Here is an 11,593-nt window from a genome sequence, read left to right as displayed (position 1 = left end):
GCCTACGCGGGCACCACGCCGGTCCAGATCAGCTACCGCAGCGGCGACCTGAGCGGCCTGCTCGACCTCGCCGGCACGCGCTTCGGCGTGTTCTGGAAGTACACCGACGGCCGCATCCTCTTCTACTACACCGACACCCGCGTCTTCCAGGTCAACGCCGTGCCGGGCGCCGCCTCGCTCGACGCGAACGTCGTCAGCGCCGCGTCGAGCAACAGCTCGTCGGGCAACGGCACCGGGAGCGGCTCGGGCGGAGGCGGCGTCGGCGGCGGGGGAGTGGGCGGCGGCGGGATCGGCGGCGGCGCGGGCGTGGGCAGCAGCTCGAGCAGCGGCAACAACTCGACGCCGTCGGTCTCGTCGGACAACACCGCCAGCACCGACATGAACTCGCAGCTCTCGGTGTTCGACAGCCTGCAGTCGGCGATCAAGTCGATGCTCTCGCCGTACGGCAGCGTGGTGTCCTCGCCGGCCACGGGTTCGCTTTCGGTCACCGACACGCCCGACGTGCTCGACCGCGTCGCGGCCTTCATGGACCAGGAGAACCAGGTGATGTCGCGCCAGATTCTCGTGGACGTCACGGTGCTCACCGTCACGCTGTCGGCCTCCGACAACTACGGCATCAACTGGGGCGCCGTCTACCAGGCGCTCGGCACCCAGTTCGGCATCTCCAACACGTTCCCGACCACGGCGCTGAACCCGGTGTCGTTCTCGGCGGCCGTCATCTCGCCGTCGAGCCGCGCCGACACCACGACGGCGATGATCACCGCGCTCTCCGAGCAGGGCACCGTGCGCCGCAAGACCTCGGCCGCCGTGACGACGCTGAACAACCAGCCCGTGCCCGTCGAAGTGGCGACCCAGCAGGGCTATCTGGCCGAGGTGTCGACGACGAACACGGCCAACGTCGGCTCGCAGACCTCGCTCACGCCGGGCACGATCACGACGGGCTTCAACCTCACGCTGCTGCCGCACGTCCTCGACGACGGCACGGTGATGATGCAGTTCTACAGCAACCTGTCCGTGCTCGACCAGTTGCAGCAGGTGAGCAGCGGCGGCCAGCAGATCCAGGTGCCGGAGGTCGACACGCGCAACTTCCTGCAGCGCGTGGCGGTGAAGTCCGGGCAGACGCTCGTCATCAGCGGCTACGAGGGGATCAACGACAGCGGTACCCAGCAGGGGGTCGGCTCGGCGAGCAACCCGGTTTTCGGCGGCGGTTACAACGCATCGCGGTCGCGCGAGGTGATCGTCATTCTCGTCACGCCGGTCCTGATGTCGGACTCGTAACGGCCATCGAGAGAGACTATCCGGAACCCTGCCCATGGCGATTCACATCACCGAAATCGGCCGTCACCGCTTCATCTGCGGACTGTTCTGGCAGTCGCTGTCGCGGCGCCACGAGCTGCGCAAGGAGGCGGTGGAGTTGAGCCGCCAGCTCAACTTCGACCTCATGGTGCTGCGCATCGACCGCGGCGCCGCGACGGTCGGTTTCGCCAACCGCAACGAGGGCGCGCGGCCCGGCGTGTCCTCGCTCGGCGCGATGGTGTCGAAGACCATCGCCGTGGAAGGCGCCTATTACGACGACCGCCAGCAACCGGCGCCGAACTGGCTCGGCGCCTTCAAGCTGCCCGACGGCATGTGGGCCTACTTCGCCGTGCGCGACGGCGTGTTCCTGCCCAACGGCGACTGGGCCGGCGAGCGCGACAAGGTGTTCGACCGCCTGCAGGCGGACTACGCGCTCGGCGGCTGGAACGCCGTGATCGGCGAGCCCGAGATCGAGTCGCACGGCTATCACAACTTCTACCCGCGCCGCATCGAGGACCTGTTCCCGCTGCGCAACGGCAAGCGCCGCTTCTATCGCTGGTGGCGGCTCCAGCCGGTGCGCCGCACGCTGCCCAACCCGATGCTGATCGGCGTGGCCGCGTTCGCGGTGGTGTTCACGGCGGCCAGTCTCGCCTACTGGTGGCATCAGCGCGAAGTGGCCGCCGAGCTCGAGGCCGAGATGCGCGCGAACATGCGGCGCCCGCCGCCGCCGAAGCCCGCGCTCCCGCACCCGTGGGCGACGCAGCCGAACCCGCTCGCGTTCACCGAAGCCTGCCTCGACGCGTTCTCGCGGATGTCGGCCGGCGGATGGTCTCTGGACGGATACGTCTGCACGCCGCAGGGCGCCACCTACGCGTGGCGGCGCAACGGCTCGACGGTCGAATTCCTGCTCGCGCAGGTGCCCGCCGCGCAGATCGACGACACGGGCGACCGCGCGACCCTGACCGTGCCGCTCGCGCTCACGCCCGGCGGCGACGAGGCGATCGGGCGCGACGCGGCGCGCGTGGACGTGATGAACCTCTTCCAGATGCTCGGCCACCCCGCCCAGCTACGCCGCCAGGAAACCCTCAACACGCCGGCCATGCAGTCCTCGCCGGGCGTGCCGTTCAATCTCGGCCGCCAGCCGCCCAAACCCGACTGGCAAACATGGAATTTGAACGCCAACCTGGCGGGCCTGTCGCCGTTGCGCGTGGCCGCGATGCTCGAGCAACCCGGCGTGCGGATCGATCGCCTCTCGTGGCGCAACGGCGCCTGGACGCTCGAAGGAGAAGTGTATGTTCACCCGTAGCCTGGTCCTTGCCGGCATGACGCTCGCCCTCGTCGGCGCGGCGCGCGCCGCGCAGCCCAGCGCACCGATGCTGCCGGCGACGGCGCCCGCCACCGCGCCGGCCGCGGCGCGCATCGCGCTGCCGGTGCCGGTGGGAAGAACGCCCGCCGCGCCCGCTGCCGTGCCGGGCGCCCTGCCGGGCCAACCCGTTACCGGTAGCCCGGCCTCGGCTGTGACCGCGGCAACCGTGGCCGCCGCCGCGCCGGCGTCGACGCCCGACGTGCCGGTCGCCATCGCGGCGACGGCCGACGAGCTGACCCAGCTCCAGGACCGCACGGTGGTGCTGGAGGCGGAGCTGAAGGAGCTCGAGGCGCAGTCGCAGGTCAGCGCGCAGATCGCCGCGCTGAACGGCTCGTCCGACGACCCCTCGTCGAACGGCGCGCACGTCACCTCGGTCGAGTCGGTCGGCACCGTACACCTCGCGACCATGAGCCTGCGCGACGGCAGCGAGTTCGAGGTGGCGCCGGGCGAGCATCTGCCCGACGGCACGCTCGTCGAGTCGATCGACGCCGACGGCGTCATGCTGAAGCGCCCCCACGAAAAGCCCGTCCGGCTGCGCGTGACGCACCAGAACCCGGACGCGGGCCCAGAGATGAGCGGCCTGCCGATCCAGCCGCGCGGCGGCGGTCTCGGGCTGCCCGCCATGCCTCCGTTGCCCAGGGAGTGATGCCATGGGACTGCTATCCAGAGACAAGCGCGAACCGCCGACGGAGAGCCCCTCCCGGTCGACGGCGCTCAGCAGTTTCGGCGCGCTTGCCGCCAGCGAACAGGAGCGCAAGTTCCTGTGCCTGCTCGACGACGGCCGCCTGCTCGTCGCCGAAGGCCACGAGATGAACCCGTTCGTGCTCTCGTATACGGCGCGGCTCAAGCGCGTGAACCACGCGTACAGCCAGATGCTCGTGAGCCTCGAGGCCGTGCGCGCCGCCTACCGCAGCGCCCGCGGCCAGGGGGGCCTGAGCGAGCTGCTCGACCACACGGAAATGCAGATGGCGGCCAAGGAGCTGATCGCGCGAGCCTGCCGCGAACGCGCCTCGGACATCCACATCCGCGTGAAGAAGTTCAACGCGGAGACGTATTTCCGCATCCACAACGAGCTCGTGCGCGTCGGCGAGCAGCCGCGCGAGTACGGCGAGCGCCTGCTCGCGACGCTCTACTCGGCGATGGCGAGCGTCTCGGACAACGCCTACAAGCCGACCGAGCGCCAGGACGCGAGCATCGTGGAGCAGGACAAGCTGCCCGAGGAGCTTTTCGGCGTGCGGATCGCGACCGCGCCGACGAGCGAGGGCAACCTCATGGTGCTGCGGCTGCTCTACAACGAAGCCGGCGAGACGGCCGACCTCGTGCAGCTCGGCTTCACGCCCGAGCAGGCGGCCGACCTCGCGGTGCTGCGCCAGCACCCGGACGGCATGAGCATCATCAGCGGGCCGACCGGCTCGGGCAAGTCGACCACGCTGCAGCGCGTGCTGACCGAGCTCATCCGCGAGACCGAGGGCGGCACGCACGTCATCACGGTCGAGGACCCGGTCGAATACCCGATCGCCGGCGCGGTGCAGACGCCCGTCATCAACGCGAGCGGCGAGGAGGCGCGCGCGGCGGCGTTCTCGGCCGCGATCTCCAACGCGATGCGGCTCGACCCCGACACGATCATGATCGGCGAGGTGCGCGACCGGGCCTCGGCGCAAAGCGCGCTGCGCGCCGCGATGACGGGCCACCAGGTCTGGACCACGGTGCACGCGAACAGCGCGATCGCCGTCATCGACCGGCTGCTCGACCTCGGCCTGCCGCTCTCGATGCTCGCCGACGAGACGATCATCACGGGGCTCATCAGCCAGCGGCTCGTCAAGCTGCTGTGTCCGCATTGCAAGCGGCGGCTCGTCGACGCGCTCGACGAACTCGACCCGGCGCTCGTCGAGCGCGTCAAGCGCGCGGTGGGCGCGCGCCTGCCCAACGTCTGCGTGGCGGGCGACGGCTGCGAGCGCTGCCACGAGCGCGGCACGTCGGGACGCACGGTGGTCGCCGAGGTGATCCGCACCGACGCGCGCTTCTTCGCGCTGCTGCGCGAGGCGGGCAAGGCGGCCGCGAGCGAATACTGGCGCCGCTCGCTCGACGGCCAGACGATCGTCGACCACGCGATCGAGAAGGTCGCACAGGGTCTCGTCGATCCGCGCATGGCCGAACGCGTGGTGGGCCACCTGCTCTCGAGCCCCGACTTCGTCCGGGCCCGGCCGGTGGTCGCCGGAGGCAACTATGGCACTTGACTTCAACCGCTACTGGGCGAAGCTCCAGTTCACGAGCAACGCGCGCCTGCGCGTCTACCGCAAGATCGGCAAGATGATGGCCAACGGCCTGCCCCTGTTGCGCGTGCTCGACGAGCTGGAGCTGCGCGCCTCCTTCGAGGGCCGCAAGCCGAACGAGGCGCTCGCCGTCGTGCTCAGCGAATGGAAGCGCGTCGTGCAGAACGGCGGCATGCTCTCGGAGGGCATGACGTGGTGGGTGCCGTATACGGAACAGATGATCATCATGGCCGGCGAGCAGTCGGGCCGCCTCGAAGTCGCGCTCGACTCGGTCACGGCCGTGGTCGTCTCGGGGCGCAAGATCCGCGCGGCCGTGACGGGCGGCGTCGCCTATCCGGCCGCCGTGCTCGCCATGGTGATCGTCTACATCTACATGTTCGGCGAGCGCGTGATCCCGCAGTTCGCGCACATCGTGAACCCGGACCGCTGGAACGGCCCGGCGCGCTCGCTCTACCTGATGTCGATTTTCGTGCAGCACTGGATGGTCTACTGCCTGATCGCGGCCGTCGTGCTCGCCGTGCTGTTCGCCGTCTCGCTCTCGCGCTGGCCGCGCGGGCCGCGCGTGTGGCTCGACCGCTATCCGCCCTACTCGATCTACCGGCTCGTGATGGGCTGCAGCTTCCTCGTCGCGTTCGCCTCGCTGCTGTCCTCGGGCTACACCGTCGAGCGCTCGTTGATGCGACTCTCCACGTCCGCGACGCCCTGGCTGCGCACGCGCATCGACGACACGATCTTCGGCGTGCGCTCCGGCCTGAACGCGGGCGAGGCGCTGAAGAACGCGGGCTACCGTTTTCCGTCGCAGGAAATCGTCGACGACCTGTGCATCTACGCCGAGTACAACGGCTTCGACGCGGCGCTCAAGACGCTCGCCGACGAATGGATGGCCGAGGGCGTCGAGATGGTGACGATGCAGATGCGCCGGCTGAACGGCGCGGCCATCGGGCTGCTGTCGCTCGTCATCGGCTGGCTCGTCAGCGGCTTTTTCGGCATCCAGCAATCGATTGCAAGCATGACCTCGCTGATGCATTGACCGATGCAGGCGGGACACTCAAGGGGGAAAACCATGCAGGCACAACCGCAAATCCAGCGACCGCCCGGCACCGGGAGACCAAGCCGCCGGCAGCGCGGCGCGACGCTGCTCGAAGCGATCGCCTTTCTCGGCGTCGCGGCCATCGTGCTGCTCGGCGCGCTGTCGCTCTTCAACAGTTCGTTCACCTCGGCGAGCTCGGACCGCCTCGTGCAGGAGACGAACGCCATCGCCTCCAACGTGCGCTCGCTCTACTCGTCGCCGAACACGGGCGGCTACCAGGCGCTCAGCATGACCGACATGGTGACCGAGGGCGTGTTTCCGACGAGCCTCGTCGTGAACAGCACGAACAGCACCGTCTCCAACGAATGGGGCGGCACCGTCACGGTCGCGCTCGCGAACGGCATTCCGCAGCTCACGTACACGAACGTGCCGCAGAGCATCTGCATCCGGGCGCTCACGTCGAGCACCAACTGGGCGAGCATCACCGTCAACTCGTCCTCGCTCGGCACCACGCCGACGATCGCCCAGGCGCAGTCGGCCTGCAGCAGTCTCACCAGCAACACGATGGCCTGGGGCTTCGTGTGAACGTCGCCGGCCGCCTCGGGCGCATCGGGCGCGCTGCACCGCACGGCCGCACGGCCCGTGCGGGCGCGCGCGCGCACGAGCGCGGCCTCACGCTGCTCGAGGCGGTCGCCTTTCTCGGCGTCGCGGCCGTCGTGCTGGTCGGCGCGGTGACGCTCATCGAGAACGCGAACGCCGCCGCCAGCGCGAGCCGTCTCGTCGACCAGGTCAACACCATCGCCAGCAACGTCAAGGCGCTGGCCGGTTCGGCGACGAGCGGCATCTATCAGGAAATGAACGCGGGCAGCACGGAACTCATGGTCGACCTCGTCCGGGCGAAGGTGTTTCCGACCACTCTGCAATCGGAAACCAGCCAGAGCGGAACGCTCGTCGTCAACGAGTGGGGCGGGGCGGTATCGGTCGCGCCCGCCGGCGGCAGCGGCGCCCCGATCGTGGGCTCGGTGGGCTACGCCACCGTGCCGCGGGACGTTTGCACGCGGGCATTGACCGCGCCGGGCGACTGGCTCGAAATCCGCGTCAACTCGACCACCGTCGCGACGGACGGAGCGACGCCGACGCTCGCCGAGGCCGAGACGGCCTGCAGCAGCGCCGACGACAACGTCATGAACTGGCTCTTCTCCCTATGAGCGCCCTTCGCGTCACGACCGGTCCGACGCCGCCGCGCTGCCGCCCGCCGCGCGCGCGCCAATTCGGCCTCACGCTGCTGGAAGCGGTCGCGTTCCTCGGCATCGCGGCCGTCGTGCTGGTCGGCACGGTGGCGTTCATCGGGCATGCAGCCACGGCGGCGAGCGCGAACCACCTCGCGCTGGAAGTGAACGCCATCGAGACCAACCTCCGGTCGCTCTTTCTGGCCAACGGCAACGGCGGATATTCGGCGCTCCAGCAGGAGAGCACGGCGGCCCTCGCGAACGCGGGCGTGTTTCCGAAGTCCCTGCAGATCGGCACCTCCGACGGCACCACGACGGTCTACAACGCGTGGGGCGGCACCGTGACGGTGGGCACGGGCGTCGCGCCGAGCGGCGACGACGACTACATGCCCGTCGTGACCTACACGAACGTGCCGCAGGACGTCTGCACGCGCGTGCTGACGATGGGCGGCAACTGGCGCTACATCAACGTCAACGATCCGTCGAACGCGGTCGGGTCGCAGACGCTCGACGGCTCGACGCTGACGATCGCCCAGGCGAAGTCCGCGTGCAGCCAGTCCTACAACACCATCGCATGGGCCTTCCTGTGAACGCCGCCCGCCGCCTCCCCGTGCCTCGCCAGCGCTCCCGCCAGCGCGGCCTCACGCTGCTCGAGGCGATCGCCGTGCTCGGCATCGCGGCCATCGTGCTGGTCGGCGCGATCTCGCTGTTCCATAACGCGACCACCGCCGCGAGCGCGAGCCGGCTCGTCGACGAGGTGACCGGCATCGAGAACAACGTCCGCTCGCTGTCCACCTCGGCGAACGACGGCGTGGCCCAGATTCTGTACGCCTCGTCCCAGTCGTCGCAGGCCCAGACGGGCGCGTTGATGACGCAGCTCGCCGAAGCCAACGTGTTCCCGCAGACGCTGGAGGTCAGCACCGTCGGCAACACCACGAACGTCACCGACGAATGGGGCGGATCGGTCCTCGTGTCGCCGAGCCAGACCGTCAGCAACCAGTTGGCCGTGAGCTTTCTGATCGTGCCGCCGGACGTCTGCACGCGCGCGCTGATCGCCCCCGGCGACTGGCTGGCAGTGTCGGTCAACGGCGACGGCGCCGTGTCGACCTTCACTTCGACGCCGTCGCTCGCCCAGGCCCAGACGGCCTGCGACACGAGCACGGGCTTCAACATAGTCACCTGGTCCTTTGCCCTATGAGCGAACGCCACTTCATGCCGGACGCGATGCCGGGGCGCCGCCCGCCGCGCCGGCGGGAGCGCGGCCTCACGCTGCTCGAGGCGGTCGCCTTCCTCGGCGTCGCGGCCATCGTGCTGGCCGGCGCGCTGGCGCTCTTTACCGAGTCGTCCACCAACGCGAGCGCGAACCGCCTCGTCTCGGAGGTCAACGCCATCGTCGCCAACGTCAACTCGCTGTATCTCGCGTCGGGCGACGGCGGCTACGGCGGCCTCGGCGCGGCGAACACGGGCGGCACCGTGCCGGCCACGCTCGCGAACGCGAACGTGTTCCCGACGACGCTGCGGGTGAGCGTCTCCGGCAACAACGCGACGGTTTACAACCAGTGGGGCGGATACGTGACGGTGGGCGCGGTCGGCAATTTTCTGGAGGTGATCTACACGAACGTGCCGCAGAACGTCTGCATCCGGGCGCTGACCTCGAGCCAGAACGGAGCGGTCATCGCGGTCAACTCGACCAGCTACGGCAATACGCTGACGATCGATCAAGTGGAGACGGCATGCAGCCAGTCCTACGACACCATCCAGTGGTCGTTCCAATGAGCGGATCGACCCGCCCGCGCCGCGCCGCGCCGCGCACGCCCGTCCGCCAGCGCGGCGCCACGCTGCTGGAGGCCGTCGCCTTTCTCGGCGTCGCGGCCATCGTGGCGCTCGGCGTGACGGCGCTCCTCTCGAGCAGCTTCGGCAGCGCCGAGGGCATCCGGCTCACGGGCGAAGTGCAGACCATCGAGAACAACGTGCGCGACCTCTACGCGGGGCAGGACGGGTACACGAATCTGTCGATGACGAGCCTCATCAACGCCAACGCTTTTCCGCAAACGATGGCGGTCTCGGACGGCACGGTCATCAACCACTGGGGCGGCACCGTGACGGTGAGCTACACGGATTCGTCGCCGCAGATCAGCTTCACGAGCGTGCCGGTCAACGCGTGCGTCCGCGCGCTCACCTCGGGCGTCGGCGACTGGACCGGCATCTCGGTGAACGGCACGAGTCTCGGCACGCTCACGCCGTCGCTGACGCAGGCGGAAAACGCCTGCAACCAGACGATGACGGGCAACCAGATCACCTGGACGTTCCAGTAACGGGTGCGAAAGGAAAAAGTCCAGGCAATCAGTTCTACACCGGGTTGAAACACAAAATGAGCCAGCATCATATGGAGAAAGTACGGGGAAAGCGGTTTAACTATCTGTTCATGGAGTCAACGATGGAAACCACACAACACAGCAAACGTTTCGCCGCGGGAGGCCCCGGGGCTTTCCGGCGGCAACGTGGCGCCACGCTGCTCGAAGGCATCGCCTTCCTCGGCATCGCAGCCATCATCCTGATCGGCGCGCTGGCCCTCTTCACCAACGCATTTCGCGGCGCCCAGGGCAACCAGTTGACCGAAGAGGTCAACGGGTTGCAGGCCGCCATCCGCAAGGTGTACGAGCCTGGCGCGGGGATGGAAACCAATCTCGAAGCCGGCACTTCCGGCTTGATCCAGGCGGGCGTCGTGCCGAACACGCTGACCGTTACCGGCACGACCATCACGAACGAATGGGGCGGTGCCGTCACGGTGACATGGAACGCCGGCGACAACGCGGCGGAAATTTCCTATACCGACGTCCCCCAGCCCCAGTGCATCGCGGCGCTGACCGGCTCCGGCGACAACTGGTCGCAAGTGGGCACTGCAAGCGGCGGGCTCACCGCCCCGCCGGTCAACGCGACGACGGCGGCCAGCGACTGCGGCACCTCCAGCAACACCCTGGAATGGGAATTCACCAACTGACTCTGAGCGCAGTACCTCGCCGCCCCGATCCGGCATGAAAAGCCGGACGGCAAACGCGACGCCACACCGGAAACACAGGGAGATAAAAAAATGGATGCGCAATGCCTTGCCATGAACGAACCGACGGCCGGCCAGAACGACGACGCGCTGCTGAACGACCCGCTTCCCGAGCGGCGGCGTCAGCGCGGCGCGTCGCTCGTCGAGGCGCTGGCCTTTCTGAGTACCGCGGCGATCGTCTCGGTGAACTCGCTCAGCCTGCTCAACACCGCCTTCAACGAGGTCGGCTCGAACAGTCTCGTGCAGGACACCGCGACGATCCAGCAGGGCGTGCGCATGCTGTACCAGCGGCAGGCGGGAACGTATGCCGGTCTCGACGATTCCGTGCTGCTCGCGGCAAACGTTTTTCCGTCCACGCTGCACAGCTCGCCGGACGGCGAGGTGACGAACCAGTGGGGCGGGCAGGTCGAGGTGATCCCCTCGCCGGACGACCCGGGCACGTTCGAGCTGGCCTACACGAACCTGCCGCAGTCCGCGTGCGTCAGCGCGCTCGTGGACACGCCCCCGACCTGGAGCGCCGTGGGCGTGGCCGGCGGGAGCGACATGGTGGCGCCGTCCGACGTGACGCCGCAGGTCGCGGCCTCGCAGTGCGCGCAGGAGGACAACACCGTGATCTGGCTGTCGAGCTGAGCCGCAGCGCGGCGCACCCGAACCGCGAAGAGCCCATGTACCAGCTATTCATCGTGCTGATGATGTCGGCGCTGATCGGCACCTACGTCACCATCGTCAGCGAGCAGCGCGACGAGATCACGCCGGCAGAGGCGCGAACCCTGGCGCTCAACCTGGCGATGTACCGGACCGCGGTGATCCGCTACGTGCAGAGCAACCCGAACGCCGGGTTCCGGGGCAGTGTGTCGAACTCGGTCCTGCCCGACGTGGGCGCCTACGTGCCGAACACGCTGTGGAGAAATTACGTGTCGGGCAGTACCGTCGTCGTCTACGCGGCAAGCCTGCCCGGCGTGAACATCGTCGGCGATCTCGAATCGATCGCCTACGGGTCCGTGTTCGCCGGCGCCGCCTATGACGGCACCGTCGTCGCGGACCCGAACGCCGTCGCCCCCTCGGGCGTGAGCCTGCCCGCGGCGGTGGCCGGCAACATACCGAACGGCGCGCCCGTGTGGGAAGCGCTGGACGTGTTCTGAAATCCGCTGGTTCCCGTTCGTCGAGGAGAGTCAACAGTGCTGTCGAGTCGCATGATCCGTCAACGGGGCTTCACCCTGCTGGAAACGCTGGCCGTGCTCGGCATCGCCGCCATCCTGCTCACCGGACTGCTCGCCCTCGTCAACACCGCCTACAGCAACTCCCGCGGGCAGCAAACCGCGCGCTACCAGGCCCAGCTCG

Annotated in this window: 15 protein-coding genes; all 15 read left to right on the top strand. The window is 68.8% G+C overall.

The features are described from left to right. A partial coding sequence (gene pilN, locus CY652_RS23370) for a PilN family type IVB pilus formation outer membrane protein (RefSeq protein ID WP_102133082.1) occupies positions 1–1,278 on the top strand: 1,278 nt, incomplete at its 5' end. A gap of 34 nt (positions 1,279–1,312) precedes the next feature. Then, the gene (gene pilO2 / locus CY652_RS23365) at positions 1,313–2,602 is read left to right on the top strand and encodes a type 4b pilus protein PilO2 (RefSeq protein ID WP_102133081.1); all 1,290 of its coding nucleotides are present in this window, start codon (positions 1,313–1,315) and stop codon (positions 2,600–2,602) included. Continuing rightward, on the top strand, positions 2,589–3,308 hold the full coding sequence (pilP, locus tag CY652_RS23360) for a type IV pilus biogenesis protein PilP (RefSeq protein WP_102133080.1): 720 nt from the start codon (positions 2,589–2,591) through the stop codon (positions 3,306–3,308). Before pilO2 ends, pilP begins: the two co-directional genes overlap by 14 nt. A gap of 4 nt (positions 3,309–3,312) precedes the next feature. Beyond that, the gene (locus CY652_RS23355) at positions 3,313–4,899 is read left to right on the top strand and encodes a GspE/PulE family protein (protein ID WP_102133079.1); all 1,587 of its coding nucleotides are present in this window, start codon (positions 3,313–3,315) and stop codon (positions 4,897–4,899) included. Next, positions 4,889–5,965 (top strand): type II secretion system F family protein, encoded by a 1,077-nt coding sequence (locus tag CY652_RS23350; protein WP_102133078.1) that lies wholly within the window; start codon positions 4,889–4,891, stop codon positions 5,963–5,965. The genes CY652_RS23355 and CY652_RS23350 overlap by 11 nt, the downstream gene beginning before the upstream one ends. 33 nt (positions 5,966–5,998) lie before the next feature. Beyond that, entirely contained in the window at positions 5,999–6,550 is a 552-nt protein-coding gene (locus CY652_RS23345) for a type 4 pilus major pilin (protein ID WP_180970744.1), read from the top strand. Further along, positions 6,547–7,173: a type 4 pilus major pilin gene (locus tag CY652_RS23340; RefSeq protein ID WP_180970743.1), complete on the top strand. Its 627-nt coding sequence runs from the start codon at positions 6,547–6,549 to the stop codon at positions 7,171–7,173. Before CY652_RS23345 ends, CY652_RS23340 begins: the two co-directional genes overlap by 4 nt. Further along, entirely contained in the window at positions 7,170–7,784 is a 615-nt protein-coding gene (locus CY652_RS23335) for a type 4 pilus major pilin (protein WP_102133075.1), read from the top strand. The genes CY652_RS23340 and CY652_RS23335 overlap by 4 nt, the downstream gene beginning before the upstream one ends. Further along, positions 7,781–8,392 (top strand): type 4 pilus major pilin, encoded by a 612-nt coding sequence (locus CY652_RS23330; RefSeq protein ID WP_102133074.1) that lies wholly within the window; start codon positions 7,781–7,783, stop codon positions 8,390–8,392. The genes CY652_RS23335 and CY652_RS23330 overlap by 4 nt, the downstream gene beginning before the upstream one ends. Further along, positions 8,389–8,970, top strand: coding sequence for a type 4 pilus major pilin (locus CY652_RS23325; protein ID WP_102133073.1), 582 nt, complete (start codon positions 8,389–8,391; stop codon positions 8,968–8,970). The genes CY652_RS23330 and CY652_RS23325 overlap by 4 nt, the downstream gene beginning before the upstream one ends. Continuing rightward, entirely contained in the window at positions 8,967–9,509 is a 543-nt protein-coding gene (locus CY652_RS23320) for a type 4 pilus major pilin (protein ID WP_180970742.1), read from the top strand. The genes CY652_RS23325 and CY652_RS23320 overlap by 4 nt, the downstream gene beginning before the upstream one ends. A gap of 122 nt (positions 9,510–9,631) precedes the next feature. After that, complete coding sequence (locus CY652_RS23315; protein WP_219723807.1) at positions 9,632–10,195, top strand: type 4 pilus major pilin; 564 nt, start codon at positions 9,632–9,634, stop codon at positions 10,193–10,195. A gap of 111 nt (positions 10,196–10,306) precedes the next feature. Further along, entirely contained in the window at positions 10,307–10,882 is a 576-nt protein-coding gene (locus CY652_RS23310) for a type 4 pilus major pilin (RefSeq protein WP_180970741.1), read from the top strand. A gap of 35 nt (positions 10,883–10,917) precedes the next feature. Then, on the top strand, positions 10,918–11,394 hold the full coding sequence (pilM, locus tag CY652_RS23305) for a type IV pilus biogenesis protein PilM (RefSeq protein WP_102133069.1): 477 nt from the start codon (positions 10,918–10,920) through the stop codon (positions 11,392–11,394). A gap of 51 nt (positions 11,395–11,445) precedes the next feature. Beyond that, positions 11,446–11,593 (top strand): type II secretion system protein (locus tag CY652_RS25180; protein ID WP_146010210.1); only part of this gene is annotated, 148 nt, incomplete at its 3' end.

Origin of the sequence: Burkholderia sp. WAC0059, from assembly GCF_002870125.1 — a bacterium.
GTDB lineage: Bacteria > Pseudomonadota > Gammaproteobacteria > Burkholderiales > Burkholderiaceae > Paraburkholderia.
This window is presented reverse-complemented; position numbering and strand designations above follow the sequence as displayed.